We start from the raw sequence: 17,649 nt of genomic DNA, 5'->3' as shown, positions 1-17,649 counted from the left end.
GCGGGCCGAGCCGAGGGATTCAAGATACTGCCGGTCCCCTTCTCCGACGATGCGTCAGGACCACCTCATCACCGCGACACAGCTCTCGCGGGATGACATCGAGGCGGTGCTCGACCGGGCCCGCGAGGTCGCCGACGACCCCGCCGCCTACGCGGACCGGCACGCCGGGCGCGTGCTCGCGCTCTGTTTCTTCGAGCCGAGCACGCGCACCCGGATGAGCTTCGACAGCGCGGCCAAACGCCTCGGGATGAACACCGTCGACATGGGCGACGTCGACTCCTCGTCGGTGTCGAAGGGGGAGTCGCTCTCGGACACCGTCCGCGTCATCGAGGGCTACGCGGACGCGCTCGTCCTCCGACATCCGAGCGAGGGCGCCGCGACACTGGCCGCCGAGAACGTCTCCGTCCCGGTCGTCAACGCGGGCGACGGCGCGGGGCAGCACCCCTCGCAGACCCTCCTCGACCTCCACACGATCCGCGAGAACCACGGCCTCGAGGACCTCACGGTCGGGATCATGGGCGACCTGAAGTACGGCCGCACGGTCCACTCGCTGGCCGCGGCGCTCACGGAGTTCGACGCCAACCAGCACTTCATCAGCCCCGAGTCGCTGCGGCTCCCGCGGTCGGTCCGGTTCGACCTCCACGAGACCGGCGCGCAGATGCGCGAGCACACCGACCTGGAGGACGTGCTCGGCGAGCTCGACGTGCTGTACGTCACCCGGATCCAGAAGGAGCGGTTCCCCGACGAGAACGAGTACCACCGCGTCGCCGGCGAGTATCGGATCGACGCCGAGACGCTCGAGGACGCCTCCGACGACCTCACCGTGATGCACCCGCTCCCGCGCGTCGACGAGATCTCGCCCGACGTCGACGAGACCGATCACGCGACGTACTTCGAGCAGGCGCACAACGGGATTCCGGTGCGGATGGCGCTGCTCGACACCCTCATGGAGAACGCCGAGGCCGCCGAGGGGATGGAGGTGGACCGATGAGCGACCACGAGCTCCGCGTCTCGAAGATCCGCGACGGCACCGTGATCGACCACGTCGAGGGCGGGCAGGCGCTCAACGTGCTCGCGATCCTCGGGATCGACGGCTCGGAAGGGTTCGGCGTCTCCGTCGGGATGAACGTCCCCTCGGACCGGCTCGGCCGGAAGGACATCGTGAAGGTCGAAGAGCGGGAGCTCTCGCAGTCCGAGGTCGACGTGCTCTCGCTCATCGCGCCCGAGGCGACGATCAACATCGTCCGCGACTTCGAGGTCGTCGAGAAGAACCGGGTGACTCGCCCCGACACCGTGACCGGCGTGCTCTCGTGCCCGAACCGTAACTGCATCACGAACGCCGACGAGCCGATCGAGACCCGGTTCGACGTCGTCGCCGACGGCGTCCGCTGCGACTACTGCTCGACGATCCTGCGCGCCGACATCGCCGACCACATCGACGTGTGAGGCCCGCGGCGTCGCCCGGTCCACCCCCGACCGCCGCCGCGACGCGTCCGACGCTCCGGTAGGTTTTAGCGCCCGCCGCCCGATGCGTGGAACATGAGCAAGAAAGTCAAGCTCGTCCTGGTCCTGTCGCTCGTGGCGGTCGCGTACTTCATGTTCGCCGGCGACAAGGAGCCGGTGACCGTCGAGTAACGAGCGACCGCGAGAACCGGACGCGTCGAATCACGACTACCTCCCGCGGGCGGATGCCCGCCGTTTTTACCCCTCACGCGCGTACCGACCGGTATGTACGGGGTCGTCACGCGCAACGCCGACGAGGTCGAGATGGAGCCGTTCGACCTCGGCTTCTACGAGGTAAAAGACGTTACGGGGCGCGCGGCCGCGCCGCTCCCGAACGCGGTGAACATGGTGTCGTGTTTCGGCGACAACGCCGCGGCCGCCGAGAACCCGGATCTGGTCCCCGTCGACGAGCGCGGCGAGCCGGCGACCCGGGACCGCGACTACTTCGACTGGGCGTACATCTGCCCGACGCACCCGGAGTACCGCGAGGGGCTCTTGGAGATCATCGAGGACTGCGCCGCCGAGAGCGACGACGTCCGGCTCGACGACGTGGGCTTCCCGCGCGAGGGGTTCTGTCGCTGCGACCGCTGCGAGCGGCTGTTCGCCGAGAGCGACCGCGAGCGCTGGAGCGACTGGCGCGCCGACGTCATCACCGAGTTCGTCGCCGACGCCGCCGAGCTGGTCCCCGGCCGCGTCCTGCTCACCCTGTATCCGGACCCGTACCCCGGCCACCTCCGAGCGCGCGCCGGCCTCGACCTCGACCGACTCGCCGAGCACGTCGACGAGTTCGTGGTCCCGCTGTACGACACCGAGTACGCGACGACCTACTGGCTGGAGACCATCGCCCGCGGGTTCCGCACGCGGCTCGGCGGCGACTACGACGTGCACGGCGCGCCGCCGGAGACGCCGTTCTCGCTGGAGCTGTACGCGGTCGACGTCCCCGTCGACGAGCTGATCCACGCGACCGAGGTCGCCGAGACGTACGCGAAGGACGTCTTCTTCGGCTACGACGCCAACAACGCGGCCGCCGCGCTCCGCCGGAAGGACGCCGACGGGCGCGACGGCGAGGTCCACCGCCCCGACTGACGGGAGCCGTCGGTCTCGCCCCACCGGTCTGCCCTCCTCGTCCGCACGAACGAGGATTTATATCCCACCGCGGCCGACGCCTACTCGACCGGCCGCCGGCGTGCGACACACCGGTCGTCTCGCGTTCGCGCGAGGCGGTCGCCTTTCAACGTCCGCGCCGTAGCGGCGGTCGCCCTACAGTCGTGAGCCGCCGGCTCGTCCGCGACCGGGGCGACTCACCGATCGACCTCGCCCATGATCGTGTCCAAGCTCCCCAGCGAGGCGATCAGGTCCGGGATCGACTCGCCGTTGGCCATCTCCGGGAGCGCTTGGAGGTTCGAGAAGGAGGGGCCGCGGATCTTGAAGCGAGCGGGCTTGTCGGTGCCGTCGGAGCGGATGTAGATGCCGAGCTCGCCTTTGGCCGCCTCGACGGCGCGGTAGATCTCGGCGTCGTCGTCCGGGCGGAGCGTGCGGGGCACGTTCGCCTGAATCGTCCGTTCGTCCTCCGGCCAGTCCTCGAGCAGGTCGACGCACTGTTCGATGATCTTCGCGGACTCCTCGACCTCGCGCATCCGGACGAGCAGGCGACTGTAGTTGTCGCAGCCGTCCTCGGTGACGACGTCCCAGTCGAGTTCGTCGTAGTAGCCGTACGGGTCGTCGCGACGCAGGTCGTAGTCGACGCCCGACCCGCGAAGCACGGGTCCGGTGCAGCCGTACTCCTTCGCGACGTCCGGCGGCAGGACCCCCGTGTCGACCGTGCGCAACTGGAGGATCCCGTTGCGGGTGAGGAGGTCGTGGTACTCCTCCAGGCGACGCGGGAGTCCGTCGAGGAACTCCCGCACCGTCGAGAAGAACTCCTCGCGCGGCTCCGGCAAGTCCCAGACGACGCCGCCGAGCCGGAAGTAGTTGAACATCAGCCGCTGGCCCGTCAGCTCCTCCAGAACGTCTTGGACGCGCTCGCGCTCTTGGATCGCGTACATGAACGTCGCCGTGAAGTCGCCGATCACGTCGAGCGCGTACGCCCCCATCGCCAGCATGTGCGAGAGGATCCGGCTGCACTCCGCGGCCATCGTCCGGACGACCTGCGCGTACTCCGGCACCTCGATGTCGGCGAGGTCCTCGGCCGCGCGGGCGTACGCCCACTCGTTGAGGAGGCCGGCACCGCCCCAATCCCAGCGGTCGGGGTACGGCATGATCTGGTGCCGGTACGTCCCCGACTGGGCCATCTGCTCCTCGCAGCGGTGGATGTAACCGATGTCGGGTTCGACGTCGACGACGTCCTCCCCGTCTAAGGTGACCTGGAGGTGGAGCACGCCGTGGGTCGCCGGGTGGTGCGGCCCGATGTTGAGGAGCATGGTGTCGCTCCCCACCGCCGTCGACGAGCCCGGTTCGACGGGCTCATTCTCGGAGAGCGCGGCGATCTGGGGCTGGTCCTTGTCGTAATCCATCGACAGAGGGTGGCCCTGCCACGTCTCCGGCAGCAGAATCCGGCGCAGGTCGGGGTGGTCGTCGTACTCGATGCCGATCAGGTCGTACGCCTCCCGCTCGTGCCAGTCGGCGGTGCGGAAGACGGGCTCGGCCGACTCCGAAACGGGAGTATCCGTGTCGGCGGGCACGACGACGCTGACCTCTTGGGTCGGGTCGTCGAACGTCCGCAGGTGGTAGATCGACTCGTAGCGGCCCTCGTACTCCTGAGCGGTGACGCAGGCGAGGTGATCGAAGCCAGCTTCCGCTTTCAGCGTCGAGAGCGCCTCTCGGACCGCGTCCGGGCGAATTCGCGCGGCGGGGGCGTTCAGATGCGTCTCGCGTCCGACGACCAGCTCCGAAATCGACGAGAACGGGTCCGGTTTCGTCGCTGCGTCGACGCCGTCTGTCGTCGCGTCGATCGACATGGGTGAACCGACGCGTCCGGACCATCCGAGTCTTCTGCCGGATCAGGACGGGTATTTATACCGGATCCGTGAACAGTGGCCGGCGTGAAGTACCTCCGAGTCGAACTCCGGTATCCGCCGGAACTCATGCACCCGATACACCGGCTCATCGACGAGTCCGACGCTATCGAGCGCGACGTGCTCGTTCAGGGGACGGTGTTCGGCGAACCGGACGACACCTTCCTCTTCTACGTAGAGGGGGACATCGACGTGTACACCGACGCGCTTCGGTCGGTCGACCGCATTCGGGAGTTCGACGTGACCCGGATCGACGAATCGGGTCACTACGTCTTCCTCACGCAGCGTCGCGACGGCGCCGACGACGCGACGTTCGACCCGCTCCAGCGAACGGGCGTCGTCGTCGTCCCGCCGATCGACTTCCGCCCGAATGGGATCGCGCGGCTGACGGCGATCGGGAACGGCGGCCCGCTCCGGGAGGCGCTCGCGGGCCTCCCGGAGCGGATCGACACCACCGTCCTCCGGATCGGCGAGTACGACTGGCGGCAGCACCTCTTCGATCCGGAGCTGACCGACCGGCAGTTCGACGCGCTCGCGGCCGCCGTCGAGAGCGGCTACTACGACGCACCCCGGGAAGCGACCGTCGAGGAGGTCGCGGCGCGGATCGACGCCTCCGCGAGCACCGCGTCGGAGCACCTCCGGAAAGCGGAGTCGGCCGTGATGACCGCGTTCATGGAGCTTCGCGAGGTGTCGTGAGGGCGCGAGCGAGCGGCCCGCGAACCGCCGCTAGTGGACCGTTCGGTCGTCGCTAGTGGACCGTTCGGTCGTCGCTCGTGTCGATATCCTCGATCGGGTCGGCGTTGCCGAATTCGGGATTCGGGCCGTCGCCCGGTTCCGCCCACTCGACCGCGTTCCGGAGCACCCGCCGGACGTCGTCGTTGTAGTACACCGGATACGTCTCGTGGCCCGGGCGGAAGTAGAACACCTTCCCGCTGCCGCGGCGGTAACAGCAGCCGGATCGGAACGTCTCGCCGCCTTCGAACCAGGAGTTGAAAACGAGCGTGTCCGGCGCGGGAACGTCGAAGCGCTCGCCGTACATCTCCGCCTCGTCGACCTCGATGTACTCGCCGATCCCGTCGGCGATCGGGTGGCTCGGCTCGATCGCCCAGAGCCGCTCCGTCTCGGCGGCCTCCCGCCACTTCAGCGAGCAGCTGGTGCCCATCAGCTTCTTGAAGATCTTCGAGTAGTGCGCGGAGTGAAGCACCAAGAGGCCCATCCCGTCGAGCACCCGCTCGTGGACGCGGTCGACGACCTCGTCGCGCACCTCGTCGTGGGCGGCGTGGCCCCACCACGTGAGCACGTCGGTGTCGTCGAGGACCGCCTCGGTGAGGCCGTGCTCGGGTCCCTCGTCGAGCGTGGCGGTGCGGACGTCGTGGCCCGCCTCCTCGAAGACCTCCGCGAGGACCGCGTGGATCCCGTCGGGATAGCGGTCGGCGACGACGTCGCTCTCGCGCTCGTGACGGTACTCGTTCCAGACCGTGACGCGTGCCATACGCGCCTTCGCCGCCCGATTGACTTGTACGATCGTATCCGGAGCGAAAAAGATCGTTCCGGTGGCGCGCGCCTCCGAGCGCCCTTCGGGCGCGAGGAGCGCGTGCGAGGGAGTCGCGAGTGATGTGGGCGACCGAAGGGAGCCCCGAGCGAGCGACGAGGCTGGGGAGGCGTGAGGTGCGGTCGCGGTGAGGGGTGGGATTCAAAGGGGCAGCCGCGAGGGCGAAGACGGGCGACGCAAGGACCGCAGGAGCGAATGAAGTGAGCGACGAGGACCGCAGCGAGCCCATCGAGTCCTCGCGGCTGGGGCTTTGGAGGTGTTCTCCCCTACAGCGATCGCGACGACGTACCGACGAGCGGCTGGGGCTTTGGACCGCTTCAGTGCCAGGTTTCGGTCGGTCACTTATAAACGCGCAGCTGGGGGTTTGGACCTGTTCACCGCGCTATCTTATAAACAAACGCCCCTATCCGCCACTTACCCCGAGAATTCCGACTCGCTCACCCGGACGATCACCGTCTCGTCGACGTCACGGAGGTCGTATTCGGGCGTCTCGCCCTGTTGCCGCCGAACGTACAGCGGCTCGACCGGCCGCCCGTCGACGAGGCCGAACACCTTCAGGCGCTGGTCGGTCTCCTCGGGCGGGACGGCGCCGTCGCGAACCTCGCGGGCGAGGTCGCGCGAGAGCCACTCGTCGGTGGAGATCGACGGCTCGCGGACGAGCGCCTCGTCGACGAAGCGCACGAGGTACCAGTTGAGGTCGTTCAACAGCGCGACGGCGGCGCCGAGGCTCACGGTGTCGACCGCGAGGCTGTTCGCGAACGGCTCCTCGATGTCGTACGTCGCGAGCGCGTCCCGGGCGGTCTCCCGAGACAGCAGCTCGTAGGTGAGGTTGACGTCCGGATCGCCGAGGAGACACACCCGCGTCACACGCTGTCGGTCTCGCCCGCTCCCCAAATCGGTTGCGGTCGTTCGGCTCGGGATCGTCGAACGCGGGTGGCTCGGGATCGTCGAACGCGGCCGACTCAGAACGTCGAGACGTCGCCGTCGATGACGCTGCGGGTCACGTCGGTGACGTCGTTCAGCTCGCGGTCGACGATCTCGAGGACCTCCGGCTCGATGTCGCCGATCGCGACCCCCTCCTCGGTGACGAGCTGCGCGTCGGCGACGTGGGGCTCGTCGATCGGCCGGCCGATCTGCGAGAGCAGGCGGACCTGCAGGTCGCGGATCCCGTCGACCTCGTCGGTGACCGACTCGGCGATCCGGGTCGAAAGCAGGTTGTAGATCTTCCCGATGTGGTTGACGGGGTTCTTCCCGGAGGTCGCCTCCATCGACATCGGTCGGTTCGGGGTGATGAGGCCGTTCGCGCGGTTGCCGCGCCCGACCGAGCCGTCGTCCCCCTGCTCCGCGGAGGTGCCGGTGACGGTGAGGTACACCGACCCCTCGTCGTAGTCGTCGGCGGTGTTGACGTCGACGTGGACCTCGCGGTCGGTGTGGTCCTCGGCGAGCCCGGTGACGAACTCGCGCACATCGTCGACCGCGTCGTCGTACTCGTCGAGCCCGTCGACGTAGCGGTCGACCATCGCGGCCGCGACCGTGATGTCGATCCGGTCGCCCTCGCGTTTGCCCATGATCTTCACGTCGGGGCCGAGCTCGGGGTGCTCGTCGTGGTAGCGTCCGTTGAGCGCGCGCTCGGCCTCGTGAACGATCGTCTCGGTCTCGGTGAGGGGGGCGTGGCCGACGCCGAAGGAGGTGTCGTTCGCCATCGGGACCTGCTGGGTCTCCTCGCCGAAGACGTCCTGGAGGTCGCCGGAGCCCTCGCCGAGCTTGGCGTCGACGACGACGTCGGTGCCGTACTCCAGCTCCGGGATCGCCTCCGCGAGGTAGTCGCGGGCGGCCGCCAGCGCGGTCGAGTCGACCGGGAGCTGCTGGCCGTCGTACTCCTTCGTGGCGCGCCCGACGATGAGCACGTAGATCGGCTCGACGACCTCGCCGCCGCCGTAGGCGGGCGCGGCGCGCCCGGCGACGAGCTGGGTCTCGTCCGTGTTGTAGTGAAGCACCTTTCCGACGCGGTCCAAGTAGAGCTGCGAGAGCGCCCGCGACACCGACTCCGCGATTCCGTCACAGATCGAGTCAGGGTGTCCGATACCCTTCCGCTCGACGATCTCGACCTCTTGGTCCTCGACGGCCCGCCGGTCGAGACGGCTGACCTGAATGTTCCGGTCCATTACCTCTCGGTACTCCGTCGGTCGCAGTATAACTTGCGGAAACCTCCCGCGCCCGGGTAATGCTCTTTAGTTATCGTTTGGCAGGTGTTGCCAGTATCCTGCAGCCGCTTTGCATTCTGTCTCCCTACCTCGTCCGGCTCTGTTGAAATCCGTAACAGGTGATCTATTTTGATCCGGTTGTGGTCAATACAGGTGACTAACGTATCGGCTACTTTTCGGCATACAGGAGGGTTCGTCGGCACTCGGGGCAAACGTATGGAACTGGCGTCAGAATCTCATCCGCTCGGATACTACTAAGAAATCCGTCGTCCGTCGATGGTGAGACGATAGATAGTTCGCCAACGGCGTCGGTTCCTTGTAGTTCCATCCGTTCCAGTGGTTCCTCGCAATCGGGACACGTCTTCTCGGAGGGCATACTTGTCGAAGGTACAGTTGCCTCTCCCGAAAACTAATTCGGTGTGTTCTCAGGTGCGGATAGAACTGTACTCGTTCTAATAACGATTGATACGCACGCTTCACCGACCGGCTGTTTCAGTCGAGAATGTTTCTGAAAAATTGGAGTTCAACAGACTCCCTCGTCCCTACCTCGCCTCGTGCCTCGTCACCTACTTCGCCGCCTCGTAGGCCTCCGCCATCACGTCGAGCGCCTCCCGGAGCTCGCTCTCGTCGGTCGCGTACGAGATGCGCGCGTGGCCGCGGCCGTGCTCGCCGAACGCCTCGCCGGGGACGACGATCACCCCGCGGTCGAGGCACTCGTCGACGAACCCCTCGGGCACCCGCGGCATCGCGTAGAAGGCGCCCTGCGGGGTGGGACAGTCGAGGCCAATATCATCGAACCCCTCCAACAGGAGGTCGCGGCGGCGCTCGAAGGAGGCGGTCATCTCGTCGACGATCCCGCGGTCGCCGCGCAGCGCGCCCTCGGCCGCGTACTGCGCCGGGGCCGACGCGCAGGCCTGCGCGTACTGGTGGACGCGCAGCATGCGCTCGACGCGCTCGTCGGAGCCGTACACCCAGCCGAGCCGCCAGCCCGTCATCGAGAACAGCTTCGAGGCGGAGTTGACGACGACGACGCTGTCCGTCTCCGCGAACTCCATCGGCGAGTAGTGCTCGCCGTCGAAGACGGTGTACTCGTACACCTCGTCGGAGATACAGAGCACGTCGTGTTCGTCCGCGATCCGCGCGAACTCCCGCACGTCTTCCTCGGAGGAGACCGCCCCGGTGGGGTTGCCGGGCGAGTTCACCACGAACGCCGCGGTGTCGTCGGTGATCGCGTCCTCGATCGCGGCCGGGTCGATCGTGAGGTCGTCGCGCAGCGGGGCGGGGACGGGCTCGCCGCCCGCGAGTTTCGTGAGCGCGTCGTACGAGACGAATCCCGGATCCGGGATCACGACCTCGTCGCCCTCGCTCACGTGCGCCTCCATCGCGACGTGGAGCGCCTCGCTCCCCCCCGCAGTGGCGATCACGTTCCCGGGATCGAGGTCGATCCCCTGGTCCGCCCGGTGTTTCTCCGCGATCGCCTCCCGCAGCGACCGGGTCCCCTTGTTCTCGGTGTAGGCGTCCGCCTTCCCGTCCTCGATCGCGTCGACGGCGGCCTGCCTCGCGTGCGCTGGCGTGGGGAAGTCGGGCTGCCCGAGCCCGAGGTTGATCGCGTCGTCGCCGGCCGCCTCGAACACCTCGCGGATCCCGCTGATGGAGATCCGCTCGACCCTGTCGGAGAAGTTCGGCATACCCGTTCGGGGGCGCCGCCGGGAGTTAGTTCTTGTCACGTCGGCGCACCGACGAGGAGGCGGTCCCGCGACCGCCGCCCGCCCGCGTCGCCGCTAGCGGTCCCACACCGGCCGGCGCCCCTCGCCGTCGGGACCCCGCCGGAGCGTGCCGTCCCCGTCGAGCGGGAGCGCGAACCGCCCGCGGAGCACGCTGAGCACCTCGCTCGGCCGTGCCCGCAAGAGCACCTCGTCGACCGCCCTGAGCCGGAGCTTGGGTCGCCCCGCCCCCATCGGAACCTTGATCGACTCGATCAGCTCCCGCTCCACGAGCGCGCGCCGGTCGGCCGTGAGCTCCTGTCCGGGCGCGATCGCGACGCGGTCGGCGTCCCCTTCGGCGTCGTCGCCTTCGGTCCCCTCGCCGCCAGCGCCGTCGCCCTCGCCCCCCTCGCCGCCCGCGCCGTCGACCCACCGCCTGAGGTCCCGAAAGAGGTGATCGTGGCGGGCCGCCAGCGCGACGAGGAGGGTTCGATCGGCGGGCGCCACGGTCCGCCCGACCGCGCCGTAGTCGAGCGCGTCGAGGACCGCCGCCAGGTCGTCGGCGAACCGGTCGTCGAGGACCTCGCGCGCCGCGGCGAGCAGGCGGGTCCGCGAGGGCATCTCGACGGTCGCGGGCGTCGCCGCCTCGAACCGAGCCGTCGCGGCCCGGTGCGCCGCGGCCGCGGTCGCGTCTCCCGTCTCCGAGAGGAGGGCCCGGTCCGCGCGGGGGCCGGCGACCGCGTCGACGCGGTCGGGCGTCGCGAACGCGAGCGAGCGAGCGGCGGCATCGGCTTTCAATAGGTCTCCGGAAGCCCCGTCGTCAGCGGGCGTCCGGAGTTCGAGCGATCCGTCCGCGACCGCCTCGGCGACGTCGGTACCGAGGACGAACGCCCGAGCGAGCGCGTCGACGGCACCGGGCCGACAGGCGATCCGCCACGGCTCGGCGTCGTCGGTCCGCCGTCGGGCCGCGAGGACGGGCGGAAGCAGCCCGAGCGGAACGCCGACGGCGACGACGCCGGACCGTCCCGCGAGCGCCGACTCGACCGCGGTCGCGAGCTCCCCGCCCCACCGATCGACCGCGACGGCGACTTCGGAGGGTTCGTCGGAGCCGTCGGGGGCGTCGGAGCCGTCGGGGGCGTCAGAGCTGTCGGGAGCGTCGGAGCTGTCGGCGGTAGCGCCGTCGCCGTCCCCCGGGGAACCCATACGCTCCGTGGCGGCGGAATCGGAAAGAACGTTGCGCCCGGTCAGGGCGCCCGCGCGAAGACGAGGTAGCCGGTGTGGCCGACGCCCGCGGTGGAGGGACGGGAACCGCGGTCGGAGAAGTCCATCTCGCGCTGGATCGTCTCCAGCGTTTCGATGCCGTCGAGGCCGGCCTCGCGCGCGGCGAGGACCGCCTCGCGGGTGCCCTCGACGAACGGCGAGTAGACGGCGAGACAGCCGCCCGAGACGAGCAGTTCGTCGGCGCGCTCGACGACGGCCGGCGCGTCGCCGGTGTCCAGCGTGAGCGCGTCGAACGGCTCCACCTCGGCGAGCCCGTCCAGCTCCTCGGTGAGGTCGCCGGTCCGGACCTCGACGCGGTCGGCGACGCCCGCGGTCGCCATGTTGGCGCGGGCGACGTCGGCGAACTCGTCGTCGACCTCGTAGGTGGTCACGTCGGCGCCGGCCCGACCGAGATAGGCGGCGAGGATCCCCGTTCCGGTGCCGGCGTCGAGGACGCGGTCGCCGCTGGACGCGCCGGTGTGGCCCATCACGAGCCCCACGTCGCGCGGCATCATCGGCGCGCCGGTGCGTTCGAGGTGGTTGAACAGGTCCGGGCCGCGGAGCTCGCGGACCGCGAACTCGGTGCCGAGGTGGGTCTCGACCGTGTCGCCGCCGGCGACGTCGTCGGGGACCTCGAGCACGCCGAGGTCGGTGCCGAACTCCTCGCCGGGCTCCAGCAGGTACTCCCGGTCCTCGTGGACGAGCAGGTACGCGGCGTCCGTCACGCCGAATCAGTCACTCCAGCTCCGCGATCGCGGCCGCGAGGTCGCCGTCGTTGTCTTCGAGAGCCTCGCGGGCCGTGGACTGCGGCACGCCCGCGCGCTCGGCGACGAGTGCCACGTCCTCGTCGGGGATACCGGCGTCGGCCTCGTCGATCTCGCCGGCCGCGTCGGTGGACCCGCCCTCGACCGCGGAGGGACCCCCGCGGGCGCCCGCGTCGTCGACCTCCTCAGGCGAGCCGACGATCTGGTAGGTCTCCTGGCCCTGCGCGTCCATCTTGGTGACCTGAGCGCCGTCGAAGACGAGGTCGCCGTCGGCCGTCTCGATGACGACCCGCTCGGCGTCGAGCTCCTCGACGTCGATCCCCATCTGTTTCATCATCTGTTTCATCTTCCGCGGGTTCATGCCGCCGCCTCCAAACATAGGAACGAGTTCGGCCGGACGACACAAAAAGGGTGGCGACACGGGACGAGACGGCGAACCGCGCCGGGACGGCTGGGTTCATACGTCGCGACCCACACCTTCGGGTATGTATCTCGCCGACCACACATGGCCGGAACTCGCGGCGGAGCTGTCCGACGGCACCGTCGCCCTCGTCCCGCTCGGCTCCACCGAACAGCACGGCCCGCACCTCCCGCTGGCGACCGACCATCTGATCGCCGAGGCGCTCGCGAGCGCCGCCGCCGAGGAGGCCGACGTCGTCCGCACCCCGACGATCAACGTGGGCGTCAGCCCCCACCACCGCCAGTTCCCGGGGACGATGTGGGTCGACCCGCCGGAGTTCCGGGACTACGTCGAGGGGTTCACCCGGAACCTCGCGTACCACGGGATCGACCGCGTCGTCTACGTGAACGCCCACGGCGGCAACGTCCAGCACCTCCGCGAGGTCGGCCGGCGGCTCCACCAGGACGGGACGACGTACGCGCTCGAGTGGATGTGGGACGAGTCGATCCCGGAGCTGGTCGACGAGCTGTTCGAGCACAACGGCCCGCACGCGGGGCCGAAGGAGACCGCCATGATCACCCACATCGCCCCGGAACTCGTCCGCGAGGACCAGTTCAGGAACGCCCGCGACGACGGGTTGGTTCACCTCGACGACTCCGACGCGGTCGTCCACGGCGCCCGGACCTTCTACGACTCGGTCGACAACTCCGCGAACGGCGCGTTCGGCGACCCGACCGACGTGACCCCGGAGAAGGCCGAGCGGCTGTTCGAGGCGGCCACCGACCAGCTCGTGCAGCTCGTCGAGTGGCTGGAGGCCCGCGACCGCGAGGAACTGCTGCCGAAAGCGCGCGTCGAGTCGTCGCCGTACTAGCCGCGACCGGACAGGATCGGGTCGAGCGCCGCGTCCGTCGCTTCTCGCCGCCCGTCGAGAACGCCGAACCGCTCGTCGCGGCGCCGTTCGAGCCAGCGCAGCAGGCGGGCGGCCCAGTCGAGCTTCCGCGCCTTCATCGGGTCGACGTCGGGGTCGTCGAACGCCCACCCGGGGAAGACGAGCCGCCCCGCGCCGACGTGGTCGGCGAGGAAGGCTGCGCGGTCGCCATCGGTGAATCCGCCCGTGTTGACGACCGGTCCCTGGGGCGCCGCCTGCGTCGTCGCCAGCGTCCACTCGTCGGCGAACCGCGGGAGCCACTCGCGAACGGCGGGGACGTTGTCGCCGTGCGCGTGCGCCGCGACCGGCACGCCCTCGCGGGTCAGCGCCGCCGCAGTCTCCGGGTTCTTGTCGAGGTCGGTCACCATGCAGTCGACGGCGACCCCCCGGTCGCGGAGGACGTCGGCGGCGGTCGAGGCGGCGACGACGACGTCGGCGTCGCGGGCGATTTCGACGTCGGCGACGAGTCGCGGCGCGGCGCCGGCGACCGCGACGGTCGCGCCGCGCCAGTCACCGAGCCTATCGAGCGGGAAGGGCGTCGCCAGCTCGGCGGCGACGTCGCGGGCGCGCTCGTCCGCGGCGCGCTCGAAGCCGAAGTCCGCGAGGATCGCCTCGTACATCGGCTCGAACGTCTCGAAGTTCACGCCGACTCCTCCGCGGGTATCGTGAGGCCGCGACTGCGCGCTCGGAAGTGCGCCGCGCGGCGCCGCCGCTGGCGGTGTGGAATATGGTATGGGCCGGAGTGGCACAGAGTACCCCTACCCGCGTGCCCCTCCGGCGTCCGGTCGATCGGTTGTCTGCACGACGGCATAAACTTTCTCTTACTTTGAGCCCGCGTCGGTCGCTACGAGCGCTGCGTCGAGCGGGTCGGAAACCCCCGAAACCCGGTCTATCAGCGCTCTTCGCCCGGCCGGGGTACAAATAAGGAGGCCCGCAGCGCCGGTCTCGGCGGCATCTCGGGCGTCGCTCGTGTCCGGAGCGCCGCCGTCGGTCGCGGAGGGCGGGTCGGCGGCCGGGCCGGGCGCCGCCGCATCGGCTTCGGCCGCGAGGGCGAACTCCGCGCCGTCGACGCCCTCCGCCCCCGCGGTCGCGGCCCGGAGCGCGCCGACCGCCGGCTCCGGGAGGCCGGTGAGCTCGTAGGTGCGAACGACGGCCTCAGCGGCCGCGTCGCGGTCGGCGTCGAGCCGGTCGAGGTGGCGCTCGGCCTCACGCGCGGTCGTCACGTCGAGCTCCTCGACGGCGACGTCGCCCGCGTCGCGCCCCGAGCGGACCCGGTTCCGGGCGAATTCGGCGCCGACGAGCGCCGCGTCGCGGGTCTCCGCGACGTCGTGGGTGCGGATCACGTGCGCGCCGCGCTCGACCGCCATCGACGTGGCCGCCAGCGAGACGGGCAGCGCCTCCTCCGTGGTCCGCCCGGCGATCGTCTTCAGGAAGCTCTTGCGGTTGATCGAGACGAGCAGCGGCCGGCCGTACCCCCGGAACTCCCGGAGCCGGCGGAGCGTCTCGCGGTCATCGGCGTGGGTCTTCGCCTCGGACCAGCCGCCGAAGGCGGGGTCGAGGATCGTCTTGTCGGTGAACCCGTTCATCGAGAGCGCCTCGTAGATGTCGTCCGCGTAGCTCCAGCTACGCTCTGGACTTGCGGCGCTTCGCGCCGCCCAGTCGACATCTTCGATCGCCCCCGGTCGCTCCAAGTCCGGCGGCGAGGCCATCTTCGAGACGGCGGCGTCGTGCTCGCTGCAGACGCGGGGCATCTCGGGGTCGGCGAACCCGCAGATGTCGTTGACCATGTCGAACCCGCGCGAGAGCGCCTCGTCGGCGACCTCGTGGTAGCGGGTCTCGATCGACCAGACGGCGTCGCCCGAGGTCGATTCGAGGGTCTCGACCGCGGTGTCGAGCCGGTCCAGCTCCTGTTCGGCGGACAGCACGTCGAGGTCCTTGTTGGCCGATTCGAGGCCGACATCGACGATGTCGGCGCCCTCGCCGATCAGCTCCTCGTCGACGTACTCGGCGGCCTCGCCCGGGTCGTCGTACACGCTCGGGTCGTACGGCGACTCCGCGGAGACGTTGAGCACGCCCATGATCCGAGGGGGGTGGTCGTCGCCGATCCCGAGCCCCGCGGCGTCCACGTTTCGCATACGATCACCACGGGCGCGAGCGACATAAACGGGACGAGTACCCGACGCGCTCGCCGGGGAGTCGAGAGCAACGGCCGTCGGGTCGCGTCTCACGACGCTTTCGGGAGGCGGATCGTGACCGTCGTGCCCTCGCCCCCCGCCGTCGTTTTGAGTTCGCCGTCGAGGCTGGTGACGATCCAGTGGATCAGCCACAGACCGAGGCCCTCGCCGTGAACCAGCGGCGTCTCCACGTTCGACTGCAGGACGTCCCGTTCTATTTCGGGGATCCCCGGCCCGTTGTCCCTCACGGCGATCGTCACCCCCGCCTCGGTGTCCGTCACGTCGATCTCGACGACGGGCGGGTCGCCGCCGTGTTTCGCGGCGTTTTCGACGACCTCCCACAGCGCCGTTTTGAGACGCTCGTGGGTGTCAACCACGACGGCGTCGGGGGCGTCGATGGTCACCGACGCCTCGGGGTACTGCATCTGCAGCTCCGAGACGGTGTCCTCGAGCATCGGGACGATGTCGACCGGTTCGAGGTCGGGCGACAGCTCCCGGTACTCCTCGAGACGCTGGGCCGACTCGGTCAGGTCGAGCAACTGGTCGGCCGTGTCCCTGATCTGCGTCGCTTTCTCGGCGTCCCCGCCGCTGAGTCGGCCTTCGAGCATCTCCGCGTACCCGGTGATGATTCCCATCTTGTTCCGCATGTTGTGACGCAGCACGCGGTTGATGACGCTGATGAGGCCCTCGCGCTCCCGGCGCTTCGTCGCGTCACGCACCATCAACTGGATGCCCACGATGTCCTCCGTCGTTCGCTCGTCGGCGGGAACGCTCCCCTCGTAAATGGGAACACCGCGCACGTCCGTGAACACGGTCGCCCCGGCTTTCGTCTCCAGCGGAAAGTCCCGCACCATGTTGCGTTTGCCGTCGAAGATCGGCTCGATCTCGTTCCACGCCCGTTCGATCGTCGCCTCGTTTGGGAGCGTGATCGAAACCGGTTGCCCCTCGAGTTCCGCCGGCGAGTAGCCGAGGAACTCCTCCACTGACGGCGAGGCGAATGTGAACCGGCCCTGCTTGTCGATCCGGAAGACGAAGCCGAAACTGGCGTCGATGACGCCCCGATAGAGCTCGTTCTGCTCGTTGATCTCGGCCTCGCGTTCGGCGAGTTGGCGGCGCTGGCGCTCCGTCTGGGTCACGTCCGACAGTAATACGATCTGCGCTCCGGTGTCACCGAGCGAGGTGGTGCTCGTCGAGACGAAGTAGTACCGCAGTTCGTCGGACCGCTCCCGTTCGAGTATCTGGTCGTCGCTCTCGAGGGCCTCGGCGACCGACGGAACGGTCTCGGAGAGCCGGTCGCCCCTCGACTCGTCGAGTTCCGGTAACACCTCCCTGACGGTCGCCGAGTAATCGCGGATCCGTCCCCGCTCGTCGAGATAGATGGAGAGGTCGTCACCGAACGACGCCCGCTGGACCGCGAGGAAGCGGCGTTCGAAGACGAACAGCACACCGACCGCGAACACCGCCACCCCGATGGGCGCGTAGATGATGTTGATGAGCAGCGGCGTGAACTGAGCGGTGATGTCGAGCACGACCGGGAGCCCGATCAGGGCCGAGAGCGCGCTGAGGGGCCCGGTGTCGTACTCCGATTCGAAGAAGAGCTGGAAGATGATGAACAGTCCCACCGCCGACAGCGCGTACGACAGGCCTGTCGCGGTCCAGTGGAGCACGTTGTGTTCCACCGCGAGGTGGGCGAACGGCGTCGACGCCTGCCGCGCCGTGAAGTACGCCCCGTGAATGGGGTTCGTGACTTTGACCGAAACGACGACGAGAAAGATGGCCGCACTCACACGTCGCAACGACTTGTTGCGGTGGTACATCCGTCCGGAGTAGGCGGAACAGAAGTAGAGCCACGCCCAGACGGTGGCGAACCCGATGGCGAGTCCGACGATGTACGCCGGCACGCGGAACGGATCGGGGAGCAGGAACCCGGCGGCTCTGAGGAGCGCCCACCCGCCGGCGGTGGCGAGCAGCCCCACCAGTCCGCGGCGGACGTCGGGGTCCTGAAACTTCCGCGCCCGACCGATGGCGGCGAAACAGACGAGTCCGCTGAGCGCGAAGACAGCGAGATATATTTGCCCGACGGTGCCGAGATTCTGTAACACTAACTGAAAGATGGTCGCTTCAGATAATAATAAAAGTTGGCTTGT

At 69.1% G+C, this 17,649-nt stretch carries 16 protein-coding genes; 5 read left to right on the top strand and 11 right to left on the bottom strand.

Features of this window, described 5'->3' with window-relative positions:
* The first annotated feature begins 49 nt into the window (after window positions 1-49).
* The 3 genes from pyrB to Hrr1229_RS14635 all read left to right on the top strand — a co-directional run bounded on the left by pyrB (window position 50) and on the right by Hrr1229_RS14635 (window position 2,589).
* Window positions 50-991, top strand: coding sequence for an aspartate carbamoyltransferase (gene pyrB / locus Hrr1229_RS14645; RefSeq protein WP_123112212.1), 942 nt, complete (start codon window positions 50-52; stop codon window positions 989-991).
* On the top strand, window positions 988-1,446 hold the full coding sequence (gene pyrI / locus Hrr1229_RS14640) for an aspartate carbamoyltransferase regulatory subunit (RefSeq protein ID WP_123112213.1): 459 nt from the start codon (window positions 988-990) through the stop codon (window positions 1,444-1,446). Before pyrB ends, pyrI begins: the two co-directional genes overlap by 4 nt.
* A gap of 282 nt (window positions 1,447-1,728) precedes the next feature.
* On the top strand, window positions 1,729-2,589 hold the full coding sequence (locus tag Hrr1229_RS14635) for a hypothetical protein (RefSeq protein ID WP_123112214.1): 861 nt from the start codon (window positions 1,729-1,731) through the stop codon (window positions 2,587-2,589).
* Window positions 2,590-2,804: 215 nt separating this feature from the next.
* On the opposite strand, the gene Hrr1229_RS14630 is transcribed toward Hrr1229_RS14635, so the two are convergent.
* A complete protein-coding gene (locus tag Hrr1229_RS14630) occupies window positions 2,805-4,460 on the bottom strand; it encodes an NADH-quinone oxidoreductase subunit C (protein WP_123112215.1) in 1,656 nt (551 codons plus the stop codon).
* An 84-nt stretch (window positions 4,461-4,544) separates the two neighbouring features.
* On the opposite strand from Hrr1229_RS14630, the gene Hrr1229_RS14625 reads away from it, so the two are divergent.
* Window positions 4,545-5,213 carry a helix-turn-helix domain-containing protein gene (locus tag Hrr1229_RS14625; protein ID WP_123112216.1) on the top strand — a complete coding sequence of 223 codons (669 nt, stop codon included), beginning with the start codon at window positions 4,545-4,547 and terminating at the stop codon, window positions 5,211-5,213.
* 52 nt (window positions 5,214-5,265) lie between these two features.
* Here Hrr1229_RS14625 and Hrr1229_RS14620 read toward each other — a convergent pair whose 3' ends face one another.
* The 7 genes from Hrr1229_RS14620 to Hrr1229_RS14590 all read right to left on the bottom strand — a co-directional run bounded on the left by Hrr1229_RS14620 (window position 5,266) and on the right by Hrr1229_RS14590 (window position 12,379).
* Window positions 5,266-6,009, bottom strand: coding sequence for a ThuA domain-containing protein (locus Hrr1229_RS14620; RefSeq protein WP_123112217.1), 744 nt, complete (start codon window positions 6,007-6,009; stop codon window positions 5,266-5,268).
* A gap of 474 nt (window positions 6,010-6,483) precedes the next feature.
* Entirely contained in the window at window positions 6,484-6,936 is a 453-nt protein-coding gene (locus tag Hrr1229_RS14615) for a DUF5804 family protein (protein ID WP_123112218.1), read from the bottom strand.
* A gap of 95 nt (window positions 6,937-7,031) precedes the next feature.
* A complete protein-coding gene (locus Hrr1229_RS14610; RefSeq protein WP_123112219.1) occupies window positions 7,032-8,234 on the bottom strand; it encodes a methionine adenosyltransferase in 1,203 nt (400 codons plus the stop codon).
* Window positions 8,235-8,839: 605 nt separating this feature from the next.
* Window positions 8,840-9,961, bottom strand: coding sequence for a pyridoxal phosphate-dependent aminotransferase (locus tag Hrr1229_RS14605; RefSeq protein ID WP_123112221.1), 1,122 nt, complete (start codon window positions 9,959-9,961; stop codon window positions 8,840-8,842).
* Window positions 9,962-10,054: 93 nt separating this feature from the next.
* Complete coding sequence (locus tag Hrr1229_RS14600; protein WP_123112222.1) at window positions 10,055-11,179, bottom strand: DUF5821 family protein; 1,125 nt, start codon at window positions 11,177-11,179, stop codon at window positions 10,055-10,057.
* A 41-nt stretch (window positions 11,180-11,220) separates the two neighbouring features.
* Window positions 11,221-11,961: a tRNA (adenine-N1)-methyltransferase gene (locus Hrr1229_RS14595; protein ID WP_123112223.1), complete on the bottom strand. Its 741-nt coding sequence runs from the start codon at window positions 11,959-11,961 to the stop codon at window positions 11,221-11,223.
* 10 nt (window positions 11,962-11,971) lie between these two features.
* Window positions 11,972-12,379 (bottom strand): nascent polypeptide-associated complex protein, encoded by a 408-nt coding sequence (locus Hrr1229_RS14590; RefSeq protein WP_123112224.1) that lies wholly within the window; start codon window positions 12,377-12,379, stop codon window positions 11,972-11,974.
* A 106-nt stretch (window positions 12,380-12,485) separates the two neighbouring features.
* On the opposite strand from Hrr1229_RS14590, the gene Hrr1229_RS14585 reads away from it, so the two are divergent.
* Window positions 12,486-13,271, top strand: a complete 786-nt coding sequence (locus Hrr1229_RS14585) for a creatininase family protein (RefSeq protein WP_123112225.1) — start codon at window positions 12,486-12,488, stop codon at window positions 13,269-13,271.
* Here Hrr1229_RS14585 and Hrr1229_RS14580 read toward each other — a convergent pair.
* The 3 genes from Hrr1229_RS14580 to Hrr1229_RS14570 form a co-directional block, all read right to left on the bottom strand.
* Window positions 13,268-13,972 carry a 6-hydroxymethylpterin diphosphokinase MptE-like protein gene (locus tag Hrr1229_RS14580; RefSeq protein WP_123112226.1) on the bottom strand — a complete coding sequence of 235 codons (705 nt, stop codon included), beginning with the start codon at window positions 13,970-13,972 and terminating at the stop codon, window positions 13,268-13,270. The two genes, Hrr1229_RS14585 and Hrr1229_RS14580, sit on opposite strands and share 4 nt — an antisense overlap.
* 177 nt (window positions 13,973-14,149) lie before the next feature.
* A complete protein-coding gene (gene folP / locus Hrr1229_RS14575) occupies window positions 14,150-15,463 on the bottom strand; it encodes a dihydropteroate synthase (protein WP_123112227.1) in 1,314 nt (437 codons plus the stop codon).
* 89 nt (window positions 15,464-15,552) lie between these two features.
* On the bottom strand, window positions 15,553-17,604 hold the full coding sequence (locus tag Hrr1229_RS14570; RefSeq protein ID WP_123112228.1) for an ATP-binding protein: 2,052 nt from the start codon (window positions 17,602-17,604) through the stop codon (window positions 15,553-15,555).
* Window positions 17,605-17,649 lie beyond the last annotated feature (45 nt).

The sequence above is a fragment of the Halorubrum sp. CBA1229 genome (assembly GCF_003721435.2).
Lineage (GTDB): Archaea > Halobacteriota > Halobacteria > Halobacteriales > Haloferacaceae > Halorubrum.
This window is presented reverse-complemented; position numbering and strand designations above follow the sequence as displayed.